We start from the raw sequence: 25,736 nt of genomic DNA, 5'->3' as shown, positions 1-25,736 counted from the left end.
CATCCCGGAGGCGCCCCCGACGGATCAGCCCGACACCGCGAGGTAGCCGTGCTCGGCGGCCTGCTGCAACACCCACTGTTCCCGGTACCAGCCGGGCGCCGCCACGAGCGCGGCGTGTCGGCCCCGCTGCACGACCCGGCCGGCGTCCAGCACCACGATCTCGTCGACGTCGGCGAGCCCGCTGAGCCGGTGGGTGATCAGCAGCACCGAATGCCCGGCCGGGGTCGCGGCCAACGCGGTGGCCAGCACCTGGTCGGCGGCGACCGGGTCGAGGCCCTCGGTGGGCTCGTCGAGCACCAGTACCCCGGGCGCGGCGAGCAGGGCGCGGGCCAGCGCGAGCCGCTGCCGTTGGCCACCGGAGAGCTGTGCGCCCTCCTCACCGACCACCGTGTCCCAGCCGTCCGGCTGCGCCCGGACCCAGTCCGCCAGCCCGGCGGCAGTGGCGGCGGCGGCCAGCGCGTCCTCGTCCGCACCTGGACGGCCGAGCAGCATGTTCTCCCGGACGGTGGCGTGAAAGACGTACGCCTCGGCGAGCAGCCCGCCGACCAGATCGGGCAGTTCCCGGGGCGGGTACGCCGACACGTCCCGCCCGGCCAGGGTTACCCGGCCGCTGGCGGGGGACACCGCACCGGTCAGGAGGGCGGCCAGGGTGCTCTTGCCCGCGCCACTCGGGCCGACGACCGCGACCCGCCGTCCGGGTGGCAGCTCAAGGTCGAACCCGTCGAGCGCGGCGGGAGCACCGACCCGGTACCGGACCGTCACCCCCTCGAACCGGACCGTCGCGGCCCGCCGCCCACCGGCGGCGTCACCCGGGTCGACCGGCCCGGCCACGCTCGTCCCCGCGGTCTCGGTTCTGGCGAGGTCGGTGGTGAGCAGCTGGGCCACCCGCGTCAGTCCGGACCGCAGACCGGTCCACTGGCGGGCGGCACCGACGAGCGCGAGGGCGATCTCCACGGCGGCCAGGGTGCCGACGGCCAGGACGCCGACAAGTACCCCGTCCACACCGGCGTCGAGGGCCACGATCACCACCGCACCGGCGGTGAGACCGGCCACCAGCACACCGGCCGCGTCGACGGCGAAGCCGAGCGCGGCGAGTCGCCGTTCCAACCGGGCCAGCCGGCGGGCCCGGCGATCGGCTGCCGTCAGCGCGTCCGAGGTGGCGCCGAAGGCGGCCAGGTCGGCAGCGCCGTGGGTGAGATCGATCGCGTCGGTGGCGAGCGCACCACGCAGCGGCGCCACCTCCGCACCGGCCCGTCGGGTCAACGCGGTCGCCAACGCCGGCAGGGCCACGGCGGCCACCAGCAGCCCGGCGGCGAGAACGAGCGCGGCCGGCAGCGAGACAAGCGCGGTCAGCCCGACGGCCAGTACGCTCACCAGCCCGGCCGCGGCCGCCGGCACGACCACCCGTAGCAACAGGTCCTGTACCGCCTCCACGTCGGAGACCAGTCGACTCAGCGCGTCTCCGCTGCGGGGCGGGTCACCACGGCGGGTCGCCAGGGTGTCGAAGACCCGGGCCCGGACGTCGGTGACCAGGCGCAGCACGGCGTCGTGCCCGGCCAGGCGTTCGGTGTAGCGCAGCACGCCCCGACTCACCGCCAGCGCCCGTACCGCGACGATCGCCACGGTGAGCCGATCCAGTGGTGGCTGACCGGCGGCGGTCATCAGCAGCCAGGTCGCGGTCGCCATCAGGGCGAGCCCGGCGAACTCGGTGGTCGCGGCGAGCAGCCCGGCGCCGATCAGGCGCTTCAGGTACGGCCGGGCCAGCCGCAGCACGACCAGCTCGGGCGGGTGTCCGCCGCTCATCGCGCCACCTCGCATCGCTCGGCGCGGCGACGAGACACCAGCGCGCTGGTGCGCCCGCTCATCGGCGCTCCCCGGCAGGCGCCGGAGTGAGTTCGGTGACCCGCCCGTCCTCGACCCGCAGGATCCGGTCGACCTCGGTGAGCAGCGCGGGCCGGTGGGCCACCAGGAGCGCGGTACGGCCGGCGACCAGCTCACGGGTGGCCGACAGCACCGCCGCCTCGGCGGCGGCGTCGAGGCGCGCGGTCGGCTCGTCGAGCAGGACCACAGGTGCGTCCCGCAGGAACGCCCGGGCCAGGGCGACCCGTTGCCGCTGCCCGCTGGACAGGCCGTGCCCCCGCTCGCCGAGCAGGGTGTCCAGCCCGTCGGGCAGGGCGGCGACCACCTCGTCCAGCGTGGCGGCGCGGACCGCGGCGGCCAGATCGGCGGCTGTGGCGTCGGGGGTGCCGAGCCGGATGTTGTCAGCGAGCGACGTGGCGAACAGGTGGGCCCGTTGGGGCACCCACGCCACCTGTCGCCGCCAGTCGTCGAGGTCGGCGCCGGCCAGGTCGACCCCGCCGACGGTGACCCGGCCGTCGGTCGGGCTCACGAAGCCGAGCAGCAGGTTGAGCAGGGTGCTCTTGCCGGCACCACTCGGCCCGATGATCGCGATGCGCTCGCCGGGCCGGATGGTCAGCGTCACGTCCCGCAGCGCCGTGGTGCGCTCGTACGCGACGGTTACCGACTCGAAGCGGATCTCGGCGCGCCCGTCCGGTCGCGGGCCCCGGTGGCCCGCCGGTGCCGGGGGCGCCGAACCGGAGAGGGTGAGCGCCTCGTCCAGCGCGGTGAGCCCTTCCATGCTCGCGTGGAACCGGCTACCGGCGGCCCGCAGCGGCAGGTACGCCTCCGGGGTCAGCAGCAGCACCAGCAGCGCGGTCTGCAGCGCCAACCCGCCGCCGAGCAGCCGGATGCCGACCGGCACGGCGACCAGCGCCACCGACAGGGTGGCGACGAGTTCCAGCACCAGCGCGGAGAGAAAGGCGATCCGCAGCGTCTTCATGGTGGCGATCCGGTGACCGTCGGCCATCCGTCGTACCGCGTCGGTCTGCGCCCGGGCCCGGCCGAACGCGCGCAGCGTGGGCAGACCGGCCACCATGTCCAGGAAGTGCCCGCCGAGCAGGGACAGCCGTCGCCACTGGCGCTCGGTGGCCGCCTGCGCCTGCCAGCCGAGCAGCGCGCCGAAGATCGGGATGAGCGGCAGCGTCAGCGCGATGATCACCGCCGAACTCCAGTCGGCGAAGAGGACCCGGCCCAGCACCGCGACCGGCACGGTGATGCTCAGCACGAGTTGCGGCAGGTAGCCGGTGAAGTAGGCGTCGAGCGCGTCCAGTCCCCGACCGGCGAGCGTGGCCAGCTGCCCGGCCCGCTGCCCGGCGACCCAGCCCGGCCCGTGTCGGGCGACCGCACCCAACAGGTCGGCCCGCAGTGCCGCCTTGACCGTCGCGGCCACCCGCGCGGACACCGCGCCCTGTGCCCAGACCACGAGCGAGCGGGCCGCGACGGCGGCCAGCAGACCGACGAGCGCGGCCCGGTCCAGTCGCCCGGTGAAGGCCGTGGCCAGCAGCACGGCCAGGGCGGTGGCCTGCGCCACGACCAGCCCGGCGGCGAGCACGCCGAGCAGCGCGAGCACGGCGAGGTCACGTCGGGCAGCGGGAACCCGACGCAGCAGCCGCGGGTCGAAGGGGCGGCGGCTCACCAGTACACCGGTGCCCTGCCGTCGGCCCGTCCCCGGAAAATCCACACGCACATCGCCTGGAAGCCTAGTAGGGCCGGCAGCAGCGGTACCGTCAGCCAGCCCAGCAGACGCAGGGTCGGCCCGCTGGCTGCCGCGTCGGTCACCGTCAGTGACGCGTTTTGCTCCACGGTCGACACCAGCACGTACGGCCAGAGGGTCGCGCCGATCAGCAGCACCGGGAGTGCGAGCGCCGTCGCGGTGGCCGCGAAGGCCACGCCGGGCCGTCGCCGCCCGAGCGCCACCCGCGCCGCCAGCAGGGCCGTCACCAGCAACGCCGCCAGCAGTACGCCGACCGCGGGGCGCTGCGCGGCGGCGCGTACCCGGTCGGAGAGCAGGCCGGCGACGGTGGCCGCGCCCACCGCGACGATCGCGGCGAGGAGCAGCCGGCGGGCCAACGGCCGGAGCAGGTCGCCCTCGACTGTGGGTAACCGGAGCGTGAGGAAGGTCGCACCGTGCGCCACGATCAGCGCCAGCACGGCCAGCCCGGTGGCGGCGGCGAACGGAGTGAACAGGTGCGTCACCCCGGCGACGTGTCCGTCGGCGCGCAGCGGTACGCCCTGGAGCAGTCCGGCGAGCACCACACCCCAGCCGAGCGCGGCGAGCAGGCTGCCGACCACGATCACCCGGTCCCAGGCGGCGCGGGCCCGTGTGCTGTCCGGCCGGCTGCGGAGTTGTACCCCGGCGGTCACCAGGATCACTCCGACGAGCGCGGCGGCCACCGCCGGGTAGCTGCCGGCGAGCAGTTCCCCCTCCAGCACGGGAAACGCGCCGAACAGGATGCCGGCGGCGGCCACCAGCCACACCTCGTTGCCGAGGAAGAACGGACCTACCGCGTTGAGGGCGGCGCGTCGGCGTGGCGCGTCGACGCCACGGGCGAGCAGCAGGCCGACGCCGTAGTCGTAGCCGCCGAGCACCAGGTAGCCGGCGAAGAAGAGGCCGAGCAGGGCGTACCAGGCGAGTTCCATCTCCGGCTCCTCAGGCGAAAGCGGGTTCGGGGCGTGGGTCGTCGGCCGGCGGTTGGGCCGGCGGGCGGCCGAGAGCGGGGTCTGCGGCACCCCGGGCGGCGTACCGGGCGAGCAGCATCCAGTTGGTGACGGCGAGCGTGCCGAGCAGCAAAGTGAAGCCGACAAGCGAGGCCGCCATCAGCCAGGGGCTGATCGGCGAGACCGCCTGCTCCACCGGCAGCAGCCCGTACGCCACCCAGGGATGGCGGCCCACCTCGCGGGCGATCCAGCCGAGGATCAGCGCGACGAACGGCAGGGGCAGGGCGAGCATCAGCAGCCACAGTGGGAATCGGAGGCGGATGATCCAGTCCCGCCACAGCAGCGGGACGAGCAGCCAGAGCAGGCCGAGGGCGAAGCCGATAAGGATCATGAAGCCGAGGCCGACGCTCGACAGCGCGGGAGGCAGGTAGTCGCCGGGGCCGAACCGGCTGGTCCAGTCGGCGATCAGCGCCTCGGCCTGCGGGCTGTCGCCGCCGAACTTGGTGGGTTGCACGCCGGCCACCGGCCCGAACTGGGCGAAGCCGAACCCCTGCACGAGGGTGATCGCCAGCGCGGCGGTGACCAGACCGATCCGCAGCGAGCTGCGGAACAGCGCATGGTCGGGGGTACGGCGGTTGAGGTGCCAGGCGCTTATCGCCGCCATCAGCAGGCCGCCGGTGAGCAGGGCGGCGGACACCACGTGCCCGAGGGCCATCCACAGGGCCGGGTTGGTCAGCAGCGCCGCGAAGTCGGTCAGGTGGGCGACGCCGTCGCGTACCTCGTAGCCGACCGGGTTCTGCAACCAGGAGTTGGCCACCATGATCCAGAACGCCGAGGCGTACGCGGTGATCGCGACCCCGTAGAGCAACGCGAGGTGCGCGCCACGGCGCAGCCGGTGCCAACCGAAGATCCACATGCCGAGGAATGTCGACTCCAGGAAGAAGGCGACAAGGGTCTCGATCGCCAGTGGAGCGCCGAAGACGTTGCCGACGTAGCGCGACAGCCCGCTCCAGTTCAACCCGAACTGGAACTCCATCACGATGCCCGTCGCGATGCCGAGCACGTAATTGATCACGTACAGCTGGCCCCAGAAGCGGGTCAGCCGCTCCCACCTGTGGTTCCCGGTGACCACCCAGGCGGTCTGCATCCCGACGAGCAGGGTGACCAGGCCGAGCGTGACGGCCACGAAGAGGAAGTGGACCGAGGCGGTGGTGGCGAACTGCAGGCGGGCGAGGAGCAGGGTGTCCATGGCGGCTCTCCCGGGACAGGATTCGATGCGAATAGGGAGCCTACACGTAGCGACGCTACCTATAGGTCCACGCTGCGGTCCGGGCCGACACGATCAGGGTTAGTTCAGGGTTGTCAGCTGAGGAAGAGCGATACCGGCAGGGCGGCCACCGTCACGGTCACGGTCAGGGCGGTGGCGCCGAGCAGCCGAGCCGGACGCTCGGTGACAAGCAACCGCTGCACCCGTACGTCCAGATCCCGGTCGCCCAGGCCGAGCGCACCGGCCGGCGTGATCCGGTTTCCGGCGGCGGCGAACCGGCGCAACGCACCGGCCAGCGGGGCCTCGGCGTGCAGTTCGCGGGCCTTGTCGTCGGCGCGCATCTCGACAAGCAGGGACACCCGCTCGTGGGCCTCGCGGACCCAGCGGAACCAGGGCAACGCTCGGCAGAGCGCGGTGAACGGCAGCAGCACCAGATCGTGTCGCTCCTGCGCGTGCGCCCGCTCGTGGGTCAGCACCGCCTCCAGTTCGGCCCGGTCGAGCAGGCTGAGCGTGCCGGCGCTGACCACCACCCGGGGCTTCACCCCCGGAAGGCAGTACGCGGCCGCACCCGGGTGGTCGAGGACAAGTGCCCCGGGCACCGTCGGATCCCGCCGGGCGACCAGGGTGAGCAGGTCCCGGTGCCGACGCTGGGCGCGTACCGTGCCGTGGATGCTGCGTACCGTCGTGGTCAGCAGCACCGCACCGATGCCGAGACCGACGCCGACCAGCCCCAGGTGCAGCGCACCGAGATCGGCGGGCAGGGTGCCGTGCCAGAGATCGTCGACCAGGGCCAGCAGGGCGCTGCCGGTGCCCCGCTGGTACGGGGCGAGGCCCAGCGCGATCGGTAGGCCCATCGCGGAGAGACCGACCCCGAGGCCGATCGCCTGCCAGCAGAGGATCGCCACCCGAGGGCTGCGCCACGTCCAGGTGGAACGGGCCAGCACCTGAGCGATCAGCCAGCACGCCACCATCGAGGCGGCGAAGTGCAGGGTGTGCGCCACGGCGTCGCCCCTACCGCTCTGCGGCCTCGTCGGCCAGGCCGGGGCGCGACGCCCGGTCGGCCTGCGGCGACTCGACCCGGTCGGTCAGCCCGCGACCCGGGCCGTCGGCCGATCCAGGTGCGTCGGCTGCCATCCCGGCCTCCGCCGCGAGCGCGGCACGCAGCACATCGGCCTCGGTGCCGGTGACCGAGTGGGCGAACCGGACAAGCGCCGCGTCGCGGCTGCCACCCAGGTCGAGCGCATCGAGCATGAGCTGGGCGATGTACGCCTCGCGGCTGGCCGAAGCGCGGTAACGCCAGGCCCGACCCTCCCGCTCGCGCTGCACCATGCCCTTGCCGGCCAGTCGGTCCAGCACGGTCATCACGGTGGTGTAGGCCAACTCCCGCCCGTCCAGGGCGTCGGCCACCTCGCGCACGGTGACACCATCCGACGTGGCGGGCACCAAGTCCCACAGCACGTCCATCACCGCACGCTCAAGATCCCCCAGCCGAGTCACCCCCGAATCCTACCCCCTGTAGTAGACCCACCCCACACGGGCGGGGCTCCCCGGAAACCCCAAGAGCAAGGGAAGTCAGACCCCTTTGGGATGCCAGACCGTCTTCGTCTCCAGCAGGGCCGTCATCCGACCGAGCCCCGGATCCGCCGACCAGTCGTGAGTTTCCGGCACCGGGCGGAGCACCCGCTTGAGGTTCTCCGCCGCCTTGACCTCCAGGTCGGCGGCCAGTTCCGGGTCGGTCACGCCGGTCAGGTCGATGGCGTTGACGTCCATGTGCGCGGCCAGCGTGGGTACGGTCTCCGACAGGCGACCGGTGAGGATGTTGACCACGCCACCCGGCAGGTCCGAGGTGGCCAGCACCTCGGCCAGGGTCACCGCGGCCAGCGGTGCCGCCGGCGAGGCGGCCACCACCACCGTGTTGCCGGTGACGATCGCCGGGGCGATCACGCTGACCAGACCGAGCAGCGCCGGTGCCTCGGGAGCCACCACCGCCACCACCCCGGTCGGCTCGGGCGCCGACAGGTTGAAGTACGGCCCGGCGACCGGGTTCGCGCCCCCGTACACCTGTGGGAGCTTGTCCGACCAGCCGGCGTACCAGACCCAGCGGTCGGTCGCCGCGTCCACCTCGTCGGCCGGCACGCCGAGCGCGACGAACTGCTCACGGCGGCCTTCCAGCATCTCGGCGACCCGGTACAGGATCTGACCCCGGTTGTACGCGGTCGCTCCGGCCCAGCCCTTCACTGCCGCGCGGGCGGCCAGCACGGCGTCCCGCGCGTCCTTGCGCGAGGCCAGTGACACGTTGGAGTCCTGCACGAGATACGACCGTCCCGACTCGCTACGCGGGAACTTCCCGCCGATGAAGAGCTTGTACGTCTTGCGTACCGCGACCCGCTCAGACATTGAGGTACGCCTCCAGCCCGTGCCGGCCGCCCTCGCGACCGTAGCCCGACTCCTTGTAGCCGCCGAACGGCGAGGTCGGGTCGAACTTGTTGAACGTGTTGGCCCACACCACTCCGGCGCGCAGCCGGTCGGCCATCCACAGGATCCGGGAGCCCTTCTCGGTCCAGATTCCGGCCGACAACCCGTACGGCGTGTTGTTGGCCTTCTCGACGGCCTCGGCCGGGGTGCGGAAGGTCAGCACGGACAGCACCGGGCCGAAGATCTCCTCGCGGGCGATCCGGTGGGCCTGGGTGACGCCGGTGAAGATGGTCGGCGCGAACCAGAAGCCCCGTTCGGGCAGTTCACAGGGGGGCGACCACTGCTGCGCACCCTCGGCGGCGCCGGCCTCGGTCAGTTCCCGGATGCGGGACAGCTGCGCGGCGGAGTTGATCGCTCCGATGTCGGTGTTCTTGTCCAGCGGGTCACCGAGACGCAGCTGGGCCATCCGCCGCTTGAGCGACTCCAGTACCTGCTCGGCGACGGACTCCTGGATCAGCAGCCGGGAACCGGCGCAGCAGACGTGCCCCTGGTTGAAGAAGATGCCGTTGACGATGCCCTCGACGGCCTGGTCGACCGGGGCGTCGTCGAAGACGATGTTGGCGGCCTTGCCGCCGAGTTCCAGGGTGAGCTTCTTGCGGCTGCCGGCGACCGCGCGGGCGATGGCCCGGCCGACGTCGGTGGAGCCGGTGAAGGCCACCTTGTCCACGCCGTCATGCTCGACAAGCGCCCGGCCGGTCTCGCCGGCACCGGTGACGATGTTCACCACGCCGGCCGGCAGGTCGGCCTGTTGGCAGATCTCGGCGAAGAGCAGCGCGGTGAGCGGGGTGGTCTCGGCCGGCTTCAACACCACGGTGTTGCCGGCGGCGAGGGCCGGGGCGATCTTCCAGGCCAGCATCAGCAGCGGGAAGTTCCACGGGATGACCTGCGCGGCCACGCCGAGCGGCTGCGGGTTGGACCCGAAGCCGGCGTGCGGCAGCTTGTCGGCCCAGCCGGCGTAGTAGAAGAAGTGCGCGGCGACCAGCGGCAGGTCGACGTCCCGGGATTCCCTGATCGGCTTGCCGTTGTCCAGCGACTCCAGCACGGCGAGTTCGCGCGAGCGCTCCTGGATGATCCGGGCGATACGGAACAGGTACTTGGCCCGGTCCCGGCCCGACATCGGCCCCCAGACCTTCTCGTACGCCCTGCGGGCTGCCCGGACGGCGCGGTCCACGTCCTGCGCGCCGCCCTCGGCGACCTCGGCCAGCACCTCCTCGGAGGCCGGGTTGATCGACTTGAAGCTGGACCCGTCGGCCGGGTCCACGAACTTCCCGTCGATGAAAAGCCCGTACGAGGGCTTGAGGTCTACCACCGAGCGTGACTCGGGGGCGGGTGCGTATTCGAACATCGCGGTCAGTCCAGGGTGAAGTAGTCGGGGCCGGCGTACACGCCGGTCGTCAGCTTGGTGCGCTGCATCAGCAGGTCGTTGAGGAGGCTGGAGGCGCCGAAGCGGAACCAGTCCGGGTGCAGCCAGTCCGGGCCGACGGTCTCGTTGACCATGACCAGGTACTTGATCGCGTCCTTGGTGGTCTTGATGCCGCCGGCCGGTTTCACGCCTACCTGCCGTCCGGTGGCGGCCCGGAAGTCACGTACCGCCTCCAGCATCACCAGGGTCACCGGCAGCGTGGCGGCGACCGGGACCTTGCCGGTGGAGGTCTTGATGAAGTCACCGCCGGCCAGCATCGCCAGCCACGAGGCGCGGCGCACGTTGTCGTAGGTGGCCAGCTCGCCGGTCTCCAGGATCACCTTCAGATGGGCGTCACCGCAGGCTTCCTTGGTAGCGACGATCTCGTCGTACACCTCGGAGTAACGGCCGGCCAGGAACGCGCCCCGGTTGATCACCATGTCGATCTCGTCGGCGCCCGCCTCGACGGCGGCGCGGGTGTCGGCGAGCTTGATCTCCAGCGGTGCCTGGCCCGACGGGAACGACGTCGCCACGCTGGCCAGATGAACTGCGCTGCCGCGCAGCACCTCGGCCACGTACGGGACCATCGCCGGGTAGACGCAGACCGCGCCGACGTGCGGGCAGGACGGATCGGCCGGATCGGGTCGCAGCGCCTTGGCGGCGAGCGCCCGCACCTTGCCGGGCGTGTCCGCGCCCTCAAGGGTCGTCAGGTCGACCATCCGGATGGCGAGGTCGATCGCCTGGGCCTTGGCGGTGGTCTTGATGGATCGGGTGCCGAGTTGGGCTGCCCGCTGCTCCGCGCCGACCTGGTCCACGCCCGGTAGGCCGTGCAGGAAGGTCCGCAGAGCGGTCTCGGATCGTCCCAGCTCGGAGAGGTCCGAGCGGGCCGACGTCGCTGTCGCCGTCATGCCCCGAAGTCTACGCAGGTTCCTGTCGCATGATCTTGGTCACCGTGGTCGTCGGAGCGCTCCCGGGTGAGCGACGTCGCTGGTCGTGCCCGGGGGCCGCGCGCCGGTGTCCGGGGCGGGTAGGTTGAGCGATCGTGGACGTACTCGTCATTGACCACCCGCTCGCCCAGTCCCGGCTGACCGCCATGCGGGACGAACGCACCGACTCCGCCATGTTCCGGGCGGCGCTGCACGAACTCACCACCATGCTGGTGTACGAGGCGGCGCGCTCCTTCCCGGTGGAGACGTACCCGGTGCAGACGCCGGTGACCGGCACCGAGGGCACCCGGCTGGCCAACCCGCCGCTGCTGGTGCCGGTGCTGCGGGCGGGCCTCGGCATGGCCGACGCCGCGCTCGGGCTGCTGCCCGAGTCCTCGATGGGCTTCGTCGGGCTGGCCCGGGACGAGGAGACGTTCGAGCCGCGCGCCTACATGGAGTCGCTGCCCCGGGATCTCGCCGGCCTGCCGGTGCTGGTCCTCGACCCGATGTTGGCCACCGGCGGCTCACTGGAGCACTGCTGCCGGCTGCTGGCCGAGCGCGGCTGCACCGACATCACGGTGCTCTGCGTGCTCGCCGCGCCGGCCGGCATCCAGCGGTTGGAGCGTTCCGGACTGCCGCTGCGCCTGGTCACCGCCGCCATCGACGACGGCCTCAACGACAGCATGTTCATCGTGCCGGGCCTCGGCGACGCCGGTGACCGGCAGTTCGGCGGCATGCCCCGCTTCTGAGCGGCGACCCCGCCGCCGACGCGGCCGACAACGTCGGCTGTGGGCCGACAACGCCGGCTGTGGGCCGACAACGCCGGCTGTGGGCCGACAACGCCGGCAGTGGACGACGGCCGTTCATCCGGCGGCGGTTTGTGCTGCGGGCGGTGGCGTCCAGCGGCTAGCGTCTCGGGCCATGACTGGTGTTCCGCTCGCCGAGGAACTGCTCCTGCTCGCCTACGACGACGAAACCGGCAAGGCGACCCTGCCGAGGATCAGCCTCGACCTGGGCATGGCCGCCGCAGTGCTCATCGAACTGGCCCTGGCCGGCCGGATCGCGTACGCCGACGGCGCCCTGACGGCTGTGGACCCGACGCCGACCGGTGAACCGGTCACCGACGCGGTACTGGCCAAGATCGTCGCGGACACGCCGCACAGCCCGTCGTCCTGGGTACAGCGGCTACGGCACGGCCTGCGCGACCGGATCCTCGGCGACCTCTGCGAGCAGGGCGTCGTCCGGGACGTCGACGAGACGGAGCTGGGCTTCATCCACGTGCACAGGTACCCGGTGGTGGACCCGTCGGTGGAGGAGGAGACCCGGCAGCGGCTCGCCGTGGTGCTCACCGGTGCCGCTCCGGACGAGCGGACCGCCGCCCTCGCGACCCTGGTCGCCGTGCTCCGGATGGAGTCCGCCCTCGGGGTCACCGGCGAGGACGCCGACGCCGCCCGCCAACGGCTGGAGGAGATCGCCAGCGGCGCCGGCTTCTCCGGCGAGGTCAGCCTGGAGGACTCGGTGATCCGCCCCTCGGTCGCCCTCGTGGTGGCCGCCCTGGGCCGCGCCGTAGAGCACGCCCTCGGCCCCCGCCGCTGATCAACCAGGGGAGTTGCTAGATGCCGAGGGCGTTCGCGATCTCGGTGCGTAGGGCCGCAACGGCGCTCGCGGCGCGGGTGCGGGCTGCGGTGGTGTCGCCGTCGGTGACGGGTTCCACGACTTCCAGGTACGCCTTGAGCTTCGGTTCGGTGCCGGAAGGGCGGATCACCACCCGGGCCGTTGCGGTACGCAGGATCACCACGTCGGCGTCGGGGAGCAGATCCTGTGTCTCGGTGACCGGCTGGCCGAGCAGGGTGGTGGGGGTGGCCGCGCGGATCCGGGCCATCGCGTCGGCGATCAGGCGCAGGTCGTCCACGCGTGCCGAGAGCTGGTCGGTGTGGTGCACGCCGAATTCGGCAGCCAGCTCGTCCAGCCGGTCGGTGAGCGTGCGCCCCTCCGCCTTGAGGCCGGCGGCCAGTTCGGCCACGGTCAGCGCGGCGGTGATGCCGTCCTTGTCGCGTACGTGGTCCGGGGCGACGCAGTAGCCGAGCGCCTCCTCGTAACCGAACACCAGCGGCTCACCGCCGTCACCGGCCCGGACGATCCACTTGAACCCGGTGAGCGTCTCCCCGTACGGCAACCCACGCGCGGCGCACATCGCCCGCAGCAGTGACGACGAGACGATCGTGGTGGCGTACAGGCCGGTGACCCCGCGTCGCATCAGGTGGTCGGCGAGCAGCACGCCCACCTCGTCCCCGCGCAGCATCCGCCAACCCGACCCGTCGGCGCCGCCGGCCGCGTCGCGGACCGCCACGGCGCAGCGGTCGGCGTCGGGGTCGTTGGCGATGGCCAGGTCGGCGTCCGTACGTTCGGCGAGCGCGACCAGGCGGTCCACCGCGCCCGGCTCCTCGGGGTTGGGGAAGCTGACCGTCGGGAAGTCCGGGTCCGGCTCGGCCTGGTCCGGCACCACCCCGGGCACCGGGAAACCGGCGGCGGCGAACGCGGCGGTGAGCACCGCCGCTCCGACACCGTGCAGCGGGGTGTACGCCACGGTCAGCTCCCGGGGGCCACCCGGCGTGACGACCTCGACCGCCCGTGCCACGTACGCGGCGACCAGGTCGTCACCGAGCACCTGGCCGGCGGGGCCGAGCGGTACCTGGGCCAGCGGCCCCACCGCGCGGATCGCGGCCTCGATGCCGGCGTCGGCCGGCGGCACGATCTGCGCTCCGGCGCCCAGATCGCCGCCCAGCTCAGCGCCGAGATACACCTTGTAGCCGTTGTCCTGTGGGGGTTGTGGCTGGCGGTCACCATCACCCCGGCGACCGCCGACAGGTGCCGCACCGCATACGCGAGCACCGGGGTGGGCAGTGGGCGGGGCAGCAGCAGCGCCGGGCGTCCCGCCCCGGTGGCCACCTGCGCGGTGCGCGCGGCGAACTCGCGGGAACCGCGCCGGGCGTCGTACCCGATCACCAGCGGACCGGTGCCGCCCTGAGCGGCGAGCCAGGCGACCAGCCCGGCGGCGGCCTGGGTGACCACCGCGAGGTTCATCCCGTTGGGACCGGCGCGCAGTGGCCCACGCAGCCCGGCCGTGCCGAAGGTCAACGGCCCGGCGAACCGGTCCGCCAGCTCCGGCGCGCTCGCCGGCAGCCGGTCGAGCACCGCCCGCAGTTCCGCCCGGCCGGCCGGGTCAGGATCGTCGGCGAGCCAACGTTCGGCCCGCTCGCGGATGGTGTCGAGGTCAGTGTGCTCCGCCGCCATGGCCTCTTGATAGCACGGCGGCGGATCTCCCCGGGCGTGCGCCCCGGCTCAGCCGGCCGCGGTGAGCTGGAAAGACTTGAGCATCTCCGCGTAGATCGGCTTGCTCTCCTCGAAGCGGGCGTCGTTCGAGGTGAGGTAGAACGAGTAGAGCCGCCCGTCGTGCGCGACTCCGTGCCAGATGCCGTGCCGCATGGCATCGCCGTCGCCGCAGGTGTACTCGAACTCTGCCGAGGGCTTGCCGGCGAGTTCCTTCTCGGCCATGGCGATCTGGGTGTACGGCTTGGCGCAGGAGGTCGACCGGGTCTTCAGGCCGTTCTCGGCGACCTCTGCCCAGCGGACCGAGGTGCCGCTCCACTTCTCGTTGAGGATGCGCACCCGGCGGCCGCTGTCCTCCGGGTCGGTGTAGTCGATGTAGACGCCGCCGGCGGCCCGTTTCCAGCCCTTGGGCACCAGCATCTGCACCCCACGCGCCGAGTGCTCCTGCATTTCGAGGCCGGGGCCCTCGTCCGCCGAGCTGGACGGCTCGGCGACCGGGGTGGTGGGCGTCTCGTCGCCACCGCTGGAGAAGGCCACTATGCCGATCAGCAGGAGCACCGCGAGGCCGCCGGCCGCCGCCAGCTGCATCTTGCGCGGCCAGCCCTTCACCGTGGAGACCACCCGGGTGCCGGCGGCCTTCGCCCGGTCGACCGGGCTGCCGCCGCCGTCGGGAGCGGGGGTCGGGGTGCCGTACGGCTGGTTCGGCGCGGCCGGCCACTGGGCGCCGCCGTAGCCACCGATCTGCTGCGTCGCCTCGGGTCGGCTGCCGTAGCCGCCGAGCTGCTGGGTGGCATCGGGCCCGGCGCCGTAGCCGCCGACCCGCTGGGTCGCGTCGGACGGCGCGCCATAGCCGAACACCTCCGGCCCGACACGCTGGGTGGCGTCCGCGCCGATGCGCTGGGTCGTCTCGGCGCCACCGTAGGTGCGGCCGGCGGGCGGGGACATCGCCGCGCCCCGTTGCCCCGGTCGGGCCAGTGCGTCGGCGCTGGTGTCCTCCATCGCGGCGGCGCTGGCCGCCGCAACCTGGCCGGGGCGCTCGCCCCGGCGCAGCGCGGCCAGCCGGTCGGTGAGCGACTCACCGGGGCCGAGCATCGCCCGGCCGCCGATCTGCCCGGACGGGACCGGCTTCGCCGGGGCGGCCGGCGCGCTGATCGGGATGGGCTGCGGCACCGGCATCACGGAGTACTGGTCGGTCATCGAGTTGACCCCGGCGGCACTGCTGCTCAGCGGGCCGGCCAGCAGCTCGCGCAGCATGGCGCGGGCGGTGTGCACGTCCAGCCGGCGGGCCGGGTCCTTCTCCAGCAGGCCCATCAGCACCCGGGTCAACGGGCCACTGCGCTGCGGCGGGGCGGGCGGATCCTCGACCACTGCGTGCATGGTCTCGATCGGGTCACCCCGGTCGAAGGGCGGCCGGCCCTCCACCGCGGTGTACAGCGTCACGCCGAGCGAGAACAGGTCGCTCGGCGGGCCGAACTCCTGCCCCATGGCCCGCTCGGGGGAGATGAAGTGTGGTGAGCCCAGCACCATGCCCGGGGTGGTGAGCTGCACGTCGGTGGGCATCCGGGCCACGCCGAAGTCGGTGAGCACGCAGCGGCCGTCCGAGCAGATAAGCACATTGGCCGGCTTGACGTCGCGGTGCAGCACGCCTATCGCGTGCGCCACCTCGAGCGCGCCGAGCAGCGCAATGCCGATCTTCGCGACCACCCGCTGGGCGATCGGCCCGTCCTCGATCACCATGTCGGCGAGGCTGCGGGCGTCCAGCAGCTCCATCACGATCCACGGCCGGCCGGCCTCGGTGACCACGTCGTACACCTGGACCACCGCCGGGTGGGCGATGGCGGCGGCGGCGCGGGCCTCGCGCAGAGTGCGTTCGTACATCGCGTCGCGGTCGCTCGGTGCCAGGCCGGGCGGGAGGATGACCTCCTTGACCGCCACGTCGCGGCGCAGAAGTGTGTCTGTGGCCCGCCAGACCGTACCCATGCCACCATTGCCCACCGCCGAGCGCAGCGAGTACCGGTCACCGATGACGGTGCCGGATGTCGCGCGTCCGTTGGTGGGAGTGCTGACTGGTCCGCCGCTCCACGTCGGGATCTGAGTCACAGAAAAGCCACCGGGGGAAGTCGAGAGGGCTGGGACACAACCCCCCTATCTTGCTGGTTCATACGCCCGATGCGAAAGCCGGCGCGGCGGACGTTTCCAGTACTCGACGGTACGTGTGCAGGTACTCACCTCTTGTCGCGGCAGGCGACGCGGTGTGCGGTATCCCTCACCCGGCACCTTTACCGCGCGTCCTACCATCCGTGGATGAGCGAACGGCGGTCAAGCGAGTCCGGTTTCCCGATCAAGGGCGTCTACACGCCTGCTGATCTTCCCGGCGACCTGGACTCCCGACTCGGCGCACCGGGCGAGTTCCCGTACACCCGTGGGGTCTATCCCACCATGTACACCTCCCGGCCGTGGACCATGCGTCAGTATGCCGGCTTCGGTACCGCCACCGAGTCCAACGCGCGCTACCACCAGTTGTTGCGGGCCGGCACGATGGGTCTGTCGGTCGCCTTCGACCTGCCCACGCAGATGGGCTACGACTCCGACGACCCGATCGCGCACGGCGAGGTGGGCAAGGTGGGCGTGGCCATCGACTCCATCGAGGACATGCGGCTGCTCTTCGACGGCATACCGCTGGACAAGGTCTCCACCTCGATGACGATCAACGCACCCGGTTCGGTGCTGCTGCTGCTCTACCAGCTCGTCGCCGAGGAGAACGGGGTGCCGGGCTCGGCGCTGAACGGCACCATCCAGAACGACATCCTCAAGGAGTACATCGCCCGGGGCACGTACATCTTCCCGCCCAAGCCCTCGCTGCGGCTGGTCGCCGACACCTTCGGCTACTGCCGTACCGAGGTGCCGAAGTGGAACACCATCTCCATCTCCGGCTACCACATGGCCGAGGCCGGTGCCTCGCCCGTGCAGGAGATCGCGTTCACGCTGGCCAACGGCGTGGAGTACGTCCGGGCGGCGATCGCCGCCGGGCTGGCCGTGGACGACTTCGCCCCTCGGCTGTCGTTCTTCTTCGTGGCCCGCACCACGCTGCTGGAAGAGGTGGCGAAGTTCCGGGCGGCCCGACGCATCTGGGCCCGGCTCATGCGCGACGAGTTCGGCGCCAGGAACCCGAAGTCGATGATGCTGCGCTTCCACACCCAGACGGCGGGCGTGCAACTGACCGCCCAGCAGCCCGAGGTGAACCTGGTGCGGGTGGCGGTGCAGGGGCTCGGCGCGGTGCTCGGCGGCACCCAGTCGCTGCACACCAACAGCTTCGACGAGGCGATCGCGCTGCCCACCGAGAAGGCGGCCCGGCTGGCGCTGCGGACCCAGCAGGTGCTCGCGTACGAGACGGACCTCACCGCCACCGTCGACCCGTTCGCCGGCTCGTACGTGGTGGAGGCGATGACCGAGGAGATCGAGACGGCGGCGGACGCGCTGATGGCCCGGGTCTTCGAGCACGGTTCGGCGGTGGACGCGATCGAGGTCGGCTTCCAGAAGCGGGAGATCGAGCAGTCCGCGTACCGGATCGCGCAGGAGATCGACTCGGGCGAGCGGGTGGTGGTCGGGCTCAACCGGTTCGCCATCGACGCCGAGGAGCCGTACGAGCCGCTGCGGGTCGATCCGTCGATCGAGGCGGCACAGGCGGAGCGGCTGGCGAAGCTGCGGGCCGAGCGGGACTCCGCGGCTGTGCAGCGGGCCCTTGTCGAGTTGCGGGAGACCGCCTCGGGCACCGGAAACGTGCTCCACCCGATGAAGGCGGCGCTGCGCGAGCGGGCCACCGTCGGCGAGGTGTGCGGGGCGCTCCGCGAGGTCTGGGGTCGGTACCAGCCCACTGACCGGTTCTGAGGACGGATCCTCAGTCGGCGGCCGGCCGACCGCGCAACCGGGGGTCCGGCCCTGTCGCGCGCGCGGTCCGGAGTGTCGACAGTTGCGCAGCGTGTCGAACGGCCCGTCCCCGGGTACTCCGCTTCCGGTGATCACGTGAACGCACACGGTGTGCGGTCGGACGGCTTCCGTGCGTGTGAATGTCCACTGGTGCACGTTGCCGGGAGTGGTCGGGTAATTGTCGTACCGTCAGTTCATTGGCGCGACTAATGCGACAATTCGGAACGACGACGATGGTTCCGAGAAGATTCTCGGCACCCGGGACGCGATTACGCGTTGTAGGAGGTGAGAGGTGGATGACGGCGTACGACCGCGATCTACCTGCTGTGCCGCTCACCTACGGACGCTCTCAGCAGGGCATACGTGACGCTGTGCTGTCCGATCATCACCGGAACGAGGTTGCGCAGAGTCACCGTCGGGGGTCTACGCTGTCTGCTGATCCCGATGATCCATCCATTTCTAGTGATCGAAGAGAATTCGACGTGACGAGTGCGTTGACGATGCCTACCGGTCACCAACTGGCGCCGTCCTGGCCGGAGGTGCCGACCGGTTCCCAGCCCCTGCCCTTCGAGTTGGATCACCTGCTCGCCCTCCGGGTACCGGGCCTGATCGCCACGCGCCGTCACATCCACTCGCACCCGGAGCTGTCCGGCGCGGAGTTCGAGACCGCCGCCCTGGTCGCCCGGGAACTCTCGTTGGCCGGGTTGCAGCCGCGGATGCTGCCCAAGGGCAACGGGGTGATCTGCGACATCAACGGCCGTCCGGACGGTCCCGTGATCGCGCTGCGGGCCGACATCGACGCGCTGCCGCTCACCGACGTCAAGGATGTGCCCTACCGCTCCACTGTCGACGGGGTCTGCCACGCCTGCGGGCACGACGTGCACACGACGATCATGCTGGGCGTCGGCATGCTGCTCGCGCAGCTGGCCGACCTGGGCGAGCTGCCCGGCCGGGTCCGGTTGATCTTCCAGCCCGCCGAGGAGATCCTGCCCTGCGGCTCGCTTGAGGTGATCGAGGCCGGCGGCCTCGACGACGTGGTGCAGATCTTCGCGCTGCACTGCGACCCGAACCTGCCCGTCGGCCAGGTTGGGCTGCGGGTCGGCCCGATCACCGCTGCCGCCGACAACGTCACGGTCCGTCTGACCGGCCCGGGCGGCCACACCGCCCGCCCGCACCTGACCGTGGACCTGGTCGACGCGCTCGGCCGGCTGATCACCGAAGTCCCGGCCCTGGTCAGCCGCCGGGTGCCGGCCAACAGCGGGCTGCTGCTGGTCTTCGGTCACGCCTCCGCCGGCACCCGCTACAACGTCATCCCGTCCGAGGCGTCCGCCTCCGGCACGCTGCGGGTGATGGACCGTGACGCCTGGGAGTCGGCCCCGAAGATCGTTTCGCAGGTGGTCCGGGACGTCATCGCACCTACCGGCGCCACTGTCGACCTGGAATACCTACGTGGTCGCCCGCCGGTCTGCAACGACGCGCGGGCCATCGGGGTGCTGAACGCGGCCACCGCCGCCGCGCTCGGCCCGGAGGGCGTCGCGGAGACCCCGCAGAGCATGGGCGGCGAGGACTTCTCCTGGTATCTGGAGTACGTCCCCGGTGCCCTGGCTCGGCTCGGGGTCGGCCGCTCCGGGCCGAACGTCGATCTGCACCGGGCGTCGTTCGACGTGGACGAACGAGCCATCCCGGCGGGCGTCCGACTCATGGTGCAGACCGCGCTCCAGGCACTGGCGGCGGCACGCTGACCCCCGGCGGTGGCGGCGCGCCGACCGGAGCGACAAGCGCCGGTGCCGCCGGTCGGTTCCGGCGGCGACGGCGGGCCAGCCACCACAGCGCACCCAGCGGTACGCCGAAGACCAGCAGCCACGGCAGGACCGCACCCAGCACGGTGAGCAGGACGGTCATCGAGGCCAGGAAGACCTGCCAACCGCCCTTGAGCCCCACCAGGAAGCCGATCTGGTCCTCCTCATCGGCGACAGTGACACCCGGCCCCACCAGGGTGACCGTGATGGTGGACAGTGCCGTGAGGTCGGCCAGCCGCCGCTTCTTCGCCTCCAGCGAAGCCAGGTCGGCCTCCCGCCGGGCCAGTTCGTTCTCGATGTTGACCAGATCAGTTATCGAGTCGGCCTGGGCGAGCAGCCGCCGGGCGCTCTCCACCCGGGCCCGCTGGCTGGCGATCCGGGCGTCGAGGTCGATGGTCTCCTCGGTGACGTCCTGCGTGCCGATCTCTCGACGCTCCTGCCGGCCGAGGCCGGCTAGCTCCTCCACCACCGCGTAGAACCGCGGCGCCGGCACCCGCAGTTCGAGATCGGCCACCGCGTCGGCGTCGGAGCTGCGGCGTTGGTCCCCGCCGACGAAGCCGCCGGCCCGGGTGGCCGCGGCGGCGGCGTCCCGGGCGGCGACGTCCACATCGTCCACCTGCACCCTCATCGATCCGGTGTAGATGATGGACCGCTGGTCGACCTGGGTGTCCGTCGCCGCGCCGGCACCACCCTGCGCCTCGGCGGCACCACCCTGTGCCTCGTCCGGGGCACCTGCGCCCTCCGGCGCCGCCGCGGGTGCCTCGGCCATCGAGCCGTCGGAACCCGAGTCGCTGCCACTGCCGCAGCCGGCGAGCATCAACAACGCGGCAAGCGTCGCCACAGTGGTGGTCGCGTGACGGCGGGCTCTTCGTGTTCTCATCCCCGTTCCCCTCTCTGTTGCCCGGGCGGGCAATGGCTCGGACGCCACACGACACCGCACAGGTTCCGGCAGACTGCGCTCAGGACGTCACGAATCGATATGGGAGGCATCACGATGCGGCTCACCAAGTACGCCCACTCGTGCCTGCGGGTCGAGCACGACGGGGGAGTGCTGGTCATCGACCCGGGGATGTTCAGTGAGCCGGCGCTGGCGTTGGACGGTGCCGACGCGGTCCTGGTCACCCACGAACACCCGGATCATCTCGACGTGGCCGCGGTGAACCGCCAGTTGGCCCGGCGTCCCTTCGTCATCCACGGTCCGGCGTCGCTGGCCGGCACCCTCGGCGACGCCGCCGACGTGCTGCACCCGGTGGCCCCCGGAGAGTCGTTCACCGCCGCCGGAGTCCCGGTACGCGCACACGGCGGTCGGCACGCGGTGATCCACCCCGACATCCCGGTGATCGACAACCTCGGCTACCTGCTGAACGATGTCGTCTACCACCCGGGGGACGCCCTGTTCGTCCCGGACGACGTCCAGGTCGACACCCTCTTCGCTCCGATCCACGCGCCCTGGTCGAAGTTCTCCGAGGTGGTCGACTTCATCCGGGCGGTGGCCCCACGCCGGGTCTTCGCGCTGCACGATGCCCTGCTCAACGACAACGGCTACGCGGTGCTCGACCGGCAGTACACGGCACTGTCCGGCAGCGAGTACCGGCGGCTGGAGCCGGGCAGTCGGATTGACGGCTGAGCCGATGCCCGAGCCCCCAGCCGACCTCGTCGAACAGCTGTACCGCACCCCACCGGACCGGTTCGTCGCCGCCCGGGACGACGCCGCCGCGCAGGCCCGCCGGGCCGGCGATCCACGTACCGCGCGGGAGATCGCCCGGTTGCGTCGGCCCACGGTGGCCGCCTGGCTGGTGAACCTGCTCGCACTGGAGCGACCGGAGCTGGTGTCCGAGCTGGCGCAGCTGGCCGAGGCGCTCCGGGAGGCCCAGCGCGAGCTGCGCGGCCCGCGCCTGCGGGAACTGTCCGCGCAGCGGCGGGCGGTGGTCGGCGCGCTGGTCACCGAGGTACGCCGGCTCGCCGCTGGCGTCGAGGGCGCTCCGGTGGGCGGGAAGTTGCCGCTGGCCGAGGTCGAGGCGACCCTCAACGCCGCGCTCTCCGACGTCGAGGTGGCCGAGCAGGTGCGTTCCGGGCGGCTGCTGCGACCGGCCCACTACGCGGGGTTCGGCGAGGTGCCCCGCCCGCAGTTGCGCCTGGTCACCGGTGGGGAGGAACCGCCACCCGCCGCTGCGGTGCGACAGCGTCCACCGGACCGGGGCGCGTTGCGGGCCGAGCAGGCGCAGCGGGCGGCCCGGGCCGAACGGACCCGTCGCCGCCAGGCGTTGGCGAAGGAACTGGACCGGGCGCGTAGCGACCAGGAACGGGCCGAGACGGACCTGGACGGCGCGGTGGCGGCCGAACGCGACGGTACGGCCGCGCTGGACGCCGTCGAGGCGGAACTGGCCGAACTGGAACGCCGTCGGGCCGTCGCCGAGCAGGAACTCAGCCGCTGCCGGCTGGCCCGCCGGGCCGCCGAACGGACGCTGAGCACCGCCCGGCGACGTGCCGGCGAGGCCGAGGCCGCGATGGAGGCGCTGGACGCCGAAGAGGGGGATGCCGACACCGACGGTTGACCGGCAGACTGGTCCCTCATGGACGGACCTTCGGGCGGATCCTTCACGTACACAGCGTCGAATGGACCTCGCGCGGGCGGGGCGGGATGACGCCGGAGCAGGTCGCGGCGGCGAGCAAGCCGGCGGTGCTCGCCCTCGGCGAGGCGTACAACAGGTGCCCGACCACGCTGCGCCGGGCGCGGCTGCTCGGCATCTCCGGATGGGCCTTCTACGTCACAGGTCGGGCCGGCGCGTTGGGTGACGTACGGGCGGAGACCGTCGCGGCCGCGCTCGGCTTCATCGCCCCCGAGGCCGTGGCCGACGGCTGGGACGCCGCCGCCCGCACGGTCCGGCCGTCCGAGGTGGCCGCTGCCAGCCTGGCGGAGTGCTGCCGGTGGGGCGAGGAGGTGCTGGGTGACCTGTCCCGTGTCGACCGACTCGCAGTGCTCGTGGAACGGGCTGTCGCGGCGGCCGACGCCAGCGCGATGCCGCTCTTCGCGGCCTGGCGCGCCATGCCGCTGGACGCGGCGACCCCGGGCGCCCGGGTCGCCGCCGGCCTACGCCTGCTGCGCGAGCACTTCACCGGCGCGCATCTGGTGGCCGTACGCGCCAGCGGGATGACGCCGTTGGAGGCAGTGCTGGCCGGGCCCGAGGGAGCCAGCGGCGCGATGGCCTGTGGCTGGCCGCCGCCCTACCCGCCGGTCGGACCGCTGGTGCGGCGGCGGTTGTGGGCCGAGGCGATGACCGACCGGCTCGTCGCGCCGGCCTTCACCGCGTTCGGGCCGACCGAGGGCGCGGAACTGGTCGAGCTGGTGACAGTGGCGCGGACCCACGCAGAGGGCTGAGAACCAGCCATCCCGGGACGATTCACCCCGGACCCGGGGTCGGCGCCCGGCACCACGACGACCGGTAGCAGACTGGGCAGGTGGGAGACGCGCTACGCCGAAGCGGTGCCGGTGGGCCGGGACCGCAGCTCGATGACGTAGTCGTCCGGCGCGCCGGCCTTCTCGGCGGCGTTCGCGATCTCCGAGAGGTACCAGGACGTGGGCAGGCCGCCCTCGTAGCCGTCGAAGACGTAGACCCAGGCGGTCACGTCGCCGTCAAGCGTCGAGACGCGGACGGTCAGCTTCCGGTACGTGCCGGCGGTGACGCCCTCGATCTCGTCCAACTGGGCCGCGTCGTAGGGGTGGATGTCGTAGAGCGCCACGAACACCCGGTCGCCGGGCGACTCGACAACTGTGCTGACCGCGCCCTCCCAGCCGATGACGTCCTCACCGGCGAAGGTGAGCCGCCAGCCTTCCAGCCAGCCGATGCCCACCATCGGCGAGTGCGGGCAGTAGGCACGCATTCGAGCGGGGTCCAGGTTCGAGCCGTAGGCGGCGTAATGACGCACGGCGATGACGATAGCCCGGCCGGAGCGTGGGGGAGAATACGACGGTGCGTGTCGGACCCGTCGGGGAGAAGAAAGTCACTGTGAGCATGGAGGAAGGTCGATCGTGGTGAGCCGGATCGTGATCATCGGCGGGGGGCCGGCGGGCTACGAGGCGGCACTTGTGGCGGCTCAGCTGGACGCCGACGTCACAGTCGTGGAGGCCGAGGGCGCGGGGGGTGCCTGTGTGCTGTCCGACTGCGTGCCGTCGAAGACCTTCATCGCCAGCTCGGAGGTGGTGACCAGCTACCGGGACACCGAGGTGTTCGGGGTGCACTCCGACGGGTTGGAGGCGGTAACCGTCGACGCGCGGGCGGTCAACGACCGGGTCAAACGGCTCGCTCTGGCGCAGTCCGGTGACATCCACGCGAAGCTGGTCAAGGCCGGGGTCACCTTCGTGTCCGGGCGTGCCCGTCTCGGCGAGGACACGCTCGGTCACACCCACCGGGTCATCGTCACGCCCGACGGTGAGGAGGCGGCGTACGCCATCGACGCCTCGACGGTGCTGATCGCCACCGGCGCCACGCCCCGCCAGCTACCCACCGCGCTGCCTGACGGCGAACGCATCCTGACCTGGCGACAGGTCTACGACCTGCCCGAGCTGCCGGAACACCTGATCGTTGTCGGTTCCGGCGTGACCGGCGCGGAGTTCGCCAGCGCCTACCTCGCGATGGGTGTCGAGGTGACCCTGGTCTCCAGCCGTGACCGGGTGATGCCGCACGAGGACGCGGACGCCGCGCAGGCGATCGAGCGGGTCTTCCGGACCCGGGGCATGAGCATCCTGAACAACTCCCGCGCCGAGAGCGTCCGGCGCGTCGGCGACGGCGTCGAGGTCGAGCTCTCCGACGGTCGTACGGTTTCCGGGTCCCACGCCCTCATCGCTGTCGGCTCCATCCCCAACACCGCCGAGCTGGGCCTGGCCGAGTACGGCGTCGAACTGGCCCGGGGCGGCTACGTGACGGTGGACCGGGTCTCCCGGACCAACGTGCCCGGCATCTACGCGGCCGGCGACTGCACCGGGGTGCTGCCGCTGGCCAGCGTCGCCGCGATGCAGGGGCGGATCGCCATGTGGCACGCGCTCGGTGAGGCGGTGCGACCGCTGCGGCTGCGTACCGTCTCCGCGAACGTCTTCACCGACCCGGAGCTGGCCACCGTCGGGGTCTCGCAGGACGAGGTGGACGCCGGAAAGGTGCCGGCACGTCAGGTGATGCTGACGCTGGGCGGCAACGCCCGGGCGAAGATGGACGAGATCGCGGACGGTTTCGTGAAGCTGTTCTGCCGTCCGGCCAGCGGTCAGGTGATCGGCGGCGTGGTGGTGGCTCCGAAGGCCAGTGAGCTGATCATGCCGATCACGCTGGCGGTGGAGAACAACCTCACGGTCAACGAACTGGCCCAGACCATCACCATCTACCCCAGCCTTTCCGGCTCGGTGACCGAAGCGGCCCGCCAGTTGATGCTCCACGAACTGGAGTAGGCGGCGACGACGGTGAGCAGGCCCACCTCAGCGAGGATGAGGCCACGTTCGATCAAGCCGTAGTAGGCGCGGTCGCCGGGATAGGCGGACCAGGCCATCACGACGGCCAGCAGCAGGCTGGTCACGGTCAGGGCGCGCAGCCAGCGACCGGCACGGGCGCCGGTGGGCAGCCGGGCGGCGAGCAACCAGCCGGCGATCGGCAGCGCCAGGAAGGCGACCACCGAGGCGTACCTGTGCACGTAGGCTGCCGTACCCATGTCGGTGCCGGGCGGATTTGTCGGCACCAGGCCGGACACCAGCAGCCCGCCCGCCCAGACCGCCAACAGCCACTCGGCCGCCCGGCCCCGGTGCTCGACCGGGGTGGGCCCACCCGCCGGCCGACCCGGCTCCCGGTGATTCAGCCGACCCAACGCCGGAATGAGCACTGCGGAAGCGCCGGCGAGCAGCAGCATCGCCACGTGGATGACCTCGCCGGAGTCGGAGACGGCGTAGTCGCTGACGGTCAGACTGACCGGGTCCAGGTCGCTGACGCCGGCATGACCGATGACGGTGAGCACCGCCGCGAGGAGGATCCCACCGAGGGCCAGTGCACCGCTGTTCCGGATTCCAGGCATGT

General features: G+C 72.1%; 21 protein-coding genes and 1 pseudogene. 8 read left to right on the top strand and 14 right to left on the bottom strand.

Going from position 1 to position 25,736, the window contains the following annotated elements; all coding sequences use genetic code 11:
* Nucleotides 1–24: 24 nt before the first annotated feature.
* The 9 genes from cydC to deoC all read right to left on the bottom strand — a co-directional run bounded on the left by cydC (nt 25) and on the right by deoC (nt 10,609).
* Nucleotides 25–1,803, bottom strand: coding sequence for a thiol reductant ABC exporter subunit CydC (gene cydC / locus CLT74_RS18150; RefSeq protein WP_486582394.1), 1,779 nt, complete (start codon nt 1,801–1,803; stop codon nt 25–27).
* Between the two features lie 58 nt (nt 1,804–1,861).
* The gene (gene cydD / locus CLT74_RS18145; RefSeq protein ID WP_099847600.1) at nt 1,862–3,535 is read right to left on the bottom strand and encodes a thiol reductant ABC exporter subunit CydD; all 1,674 of its coding nucleotides are present in this window, start codon (nt 3,533–3,535) and stop codon (nt 1,862–1,864) included.
* Nucleotides 3,532–4,539, bottom strand: coding sequence for a cytochrome d ubiquinol oxidase subunit II (cydB, locus tag CLT74_RS18140; RefSeq protein ID WP_099852294.1), 1,008 nt, complete (start codon nt 4,537–4,539; stop codon nt 3,532–3,534). The genes cydD and cydB overlap by 4 nt, the downstream gene beginning before the upstream one ends.
* Before the next feature lie 10 nt (nt 4,540–4,549).
* Nucleotides 4,550–5,806, bottom strand: coding sequence for a cytochrome ubiquinol oxidase subunit I (locus CLT74_RS18135; protein ID WP_099847599.1), 1,257 nt, complete (start codon nt 5,804–5,806; stop codon nt 4,550–4,552).
* A 113-nt stretch (nt 5,807–5,919) separates the two neighbouring features.
* The gene (locus CLT74_RS18130; protein WP_099847598.1) at nt 5,920–6,825 is read right to left on the bottom strand and encodes a M56 family metallopeptidase; all 906 of its coding nucleotides are present in this window, start codon (nt 6,823–6,825) and stop codon (nt 5,920–5,922) included.
* Nucleotides 6,826–6,835: 10 nt separating this feature from the next.
* A complete protein-coding gene (locus tag CLT74_RS18125; protein ID WP_099847597.1) occupies nt 6,836–7,321 on the bottom strand; it encodes a BlaI/MecI/CopY family transcriptional regulator in 486 nt (161 codons plus the stop codon).
* A 75-nt stretch (nt 7,322–7,396) separates the two neighbouring features.
* On the bottom strand, nt 7,397–8,221 hold the full coding sequence (locus CLT74_RS18120; RefSeq protein ID WP_099847596.1) for an aldehyde dehydrogenase family protein: 825 nt from the start codon (nt 8,219–8,221) through the stop codon (nt 7,397–7,399).
* Nucleotides 8,214–9,644, bottom strand: coding sequence for an aldehyde dehydrogenase family protein (locus tag CLT74_RS18115; protein WP_099847595.1), 1,431 nt, complete (start codon nt 9,642–9,644; stop codon nt 8,214–8,216). The genes CLT74_RS18120 and CLT74_RS18115 overlap by 8 nt, the downstream gene beginning before the upstream one ends.
* A gap of 5 nt (nt 9,645–9,649) precedes the next feature.
* Nucleotides 9,650–10,609, bottom strand: a complete 960-nt coding sequence (gene deoC / locus CLT74_RS18110) for a deoxyribose-phosphate aldolase (RefSeq protein ID WP_099847594.1) — start codon at nt 10,607–10,609, stop codon at nt 9,650–9,652.
* 134 nt (nt 10,610–10,743) lie between these two features.
* Here deoC and upp point away from each other — a divergent pair, with 134 nt between their 5' ends.
* A complete protein-coding gene (gene upp / locus CLT74_RS18105; RefSeq protein WP_099847593.1) occupies nt 10,744–11,376 on the top strand; it encodes a uracil phosphoribosyltransferase in 633 nt (210 codons plus the stop codon).
* Nucleotides 11,377–11,548: 172 nt separating this feature from the next.
* A complete protein-coding gene (locus CLT74_RS18100; protein ID WP_099847592.1) occupies nt 11,549–12,223 on the top strand; it encodes a GOLPH3/VPS74 family protein in 675 nt (224 codons plus the stop codon).
* Between the two features lie 16 nt (nt 12,224–12,239).
* Here CLT74_RS18100 and CLT74_RS18095 read toward each other — a convergent pair.
* Nucleotides 12,240–13,921, bottom strand: a pseudogene (locus tag CLT74_RS18095) (phospho-sugar mutase).
* 48 nt (nt 13,922–13,969) lie between these two features.
* Nucleotides 13,970–16,057 carry a protein kinase domain-containing protein gene (locus CLT74_RS18090; RefSeq protein WP_099847591.1) on the bottom strand — a complete coding sequence of 696 codons (2,088 nt, stop codon included), beginning with the start codon at nt 16,055–16,057 and terminating at the stop codon, nt 13,970–13,972.
* Nucleotides 16,058–16,261: 204 nt separating this feature from the next.
* On the opposite strand from CLT74_RS18090, the gene CLT74_RS18085 reads away from it, so the two are divergent.
* A complete protein-coding gene (locus tag CLT74_RS18085) occupies nt 16,262–17,845 on the top strand; it encodes a methylmalonyl-CoA mutase family protein (RefSeq protein ID WP_099847590.1) in 1,584 nt (527 codons plus the stop codon).
* A 521-nt stretch (nt 17,846–18,366) separates the two neighbouring features.
* Nucleotides 18,367–19,626, top strand: coding sequence for an amidohydrolase (locus CLT74_RS18080; RefSeq protein ID WP_099847589.1), 1,260 nt, complete (start codon nt 18,367–18,369; stop codon nt 19,624–19,626).
* On the opposite strand, the gene CLT74_RS18075 is transcribed toward CLT74_RS18080, so the two are convergent.
* Nucleotides 19,583–20,563 (bottom strand): DUF4349 domain-containing protein, encoded by a 981-nt coding sequence (locus tag CLT74_RS18075; protein ID WP_099847588.1) that lies wholly within the window; start codon nt 20,561–20,563, stop codon nt 19,583–19,585. The two genes, CLT74_RS18080 and CLT74_RS18075, sit on opposite strands and share 44 nt — an antisense overlap.
* A gap of 114 nt (nt 20,564–20,677) precedes the next feature.
* Here CLT74_RS18075 and CLT74_RS18070 point away from each other — a divergent pair, with 114 nt between their 5' ends.
* From CLT74_RS18070 to CLT74_RS18060, 3 genes are all read left to right on the top strand, one after another.
* Nucleotides 20,678–21,310 carry an MBL fold metallo-hydrolase gene (locus tag CLT74_RS18070; protein WP_099852291.1) on the top strand — a complete coding sequence of 211 codons (633 nt, stop codon included), beginning with the start codon at nt 20,678–20,680 and terminating at the stop codon, nt 21,308–21,310.
* A gap of 4 nt (nt 21,311–21,314) precedes the next feature.
* Entirely contained in the window at nt 21,315–22,238 is a 924-nt protein-coding gene (locus CLT74_RS18065) for a hypothetical protein (RefSeq protein ID WP_099847587.1), read from the top strand.
* A gap of 86 nt (nt 22,239–22,324) precedes the next feature.
* Nucleotides 22,325–23,062 (top strand): SCO6745 family protein, encoded by a 738-nt coding sequence (locus CLT74_RS18060; RefSeq protein ID WP_099847586.1) that lies wholly within the window; start codon nt 22,325–22,327, stop codon nt 23,060–23,062.
* A 92-nt stretch (nt 23,063–23,154) separates the two neighbouring features.
* Here the strand turns inward: CLT74_RS18060 and CLT74_RS18055 are convergent, their stop codons facing one another.
* Entirely contained in the window at nt 23,155–23,610 is a 456-nt protein-coding gene (locus CLT74_RS18055) for a gamma-glutamylcyclotransferase family protein (protein ID WP_099847585.1), read from the bottom strand.
* A 106-nt stretch (nt 23,611–23,716) separates the two neighbouring features.
* Between CLT74_RS18055 and CLT74_RS18050 the strand changes: the two genes are divergently transcribed.
* The gene (locus CLT74_RS18050) at nt 23,717–25,120 is read left to right on the top strand and encodes an NAD(P)H-quinone dehydrogenase (protein ID WP_099852288.1); all 1,404 of its coding nucleotides are present in this window, start codon (nt 23,717–23,719) and stop codon (nt 25,118–25,120) included.
* Here CLT74_RS18050 and CLT74_RS18045 read toward each other — a convergent pair.
* Entirely contained in the window at nt 25,054–25,734 is a 681-nt protein-coding gene (locus tag CLT74_RS18045) for a DUF998 domain-containing protein (protein ID WP_099847584.1), read from the bottom strand. The two genes, CLT74_RS18050 and CLT74_RS18045, sit on opposite strands and share 67 nt — an antisense overlap.
* Nucleotides 25,735–25,736: the final 2 nt, after the last annotated feature.

It is taken from the genome of Verrucosispora sp. CNZ293 (genome assembly GCF_002754655.1).
The sequence above is the reverse complement of the archived record's forward strand: the minus strand, read 5'-3'. Positions and strand labels throughout refer to the sequence as shown.

Coding starts and splice junctions, on each gene's coding strand:
- CLT74_RS18070 (WP_099852291.1), top strand. CDS start 20,678: ATGCGGCTCACCAAGTACGCCCACTCGTGCCTGCGGGTCGAGCACGAC.
- CLT74_RS18100 (WP_099847592.1), top strand. CDS start 11,549: ATGACTGGTGTTCCGCTCGCCGAGGAACTGCTCCTGCTCGCCTACGAC.
- CLT74_RS18115 (WP_099847595.1), bottom strand. CDS start 9,644: ATGTTCGAATACGCACCCGCCCCCGAGTCACGCTCGGTGGTAGACCTC.
- CLT74_RS18060 (WP_099847586.1), top strand. CDS start 22,325: ATGACGCCGGAGCAGGTCGCGGCGGCGAGCAAGCCGGCGGTGCTCGCC.
- CLT74_RS18085 (WP_099847590.1), top strand. CDS start 16,262: ATGAGCGAACGGCGGTCAAGCGAGTCCGGTTTCCCGATCAAGGGCGTC.
- CLT74_RS18075 (WP_099847588.1), bottom strand. CDS start 20,563: ATGAGAACACGAAGAGCCCGCCGTCACGCGACCACCACTGTGGCGACG.
- cydB (WP_099852294.1), bottom strand. CDS start 4,539: ATGGAACTCGCCTGGTACGCCCTGCTCGGCCTCTTCTTCGCCGGCTAC.
- CLT74_RS18135 (WP_099847599.1), bottom strand. CDS start 5,806: ATGGACACCCTGCTCCTCGCCCGCCTGCAGTTCGCCACCACCGCCTCG.
- CLT74_RS18065 (WP_099847587.1), top strand. CDS start 21,315: ATGCCCGAGCCCCCAGCCGACCTCGTCGAACAGCTGTACCGCACCCCA.
- CLT74_RS18120 (WP_099847596.1), bottom strand. CDS start 8,221: ATGTCTGAGCGGGTCGCGGTACGCAAGACGTACAAGCTCTTCATCGGC.
- deoC (WP_099847594.1), bottom strand. CDS start 10,609: ATGACGGCGACAGCGACGTCGGCCCGCTCGGACCTCTCCGAGCTGGGA.
- cydC (WP_486582394.1), bottom strand. CDS start 1,803: ATGAGCGGCGGACACCCGCCCGAGCTGGTCGTGCTGCGGCTGGCCCGG.
- CLT74_RS18045 (WP_099847584.1), bottom strand. CDS start 25,734: ATGCCTGGAATCCGGAACAGCGGTGCACTGGCCCTCGGTGGGATCCTC.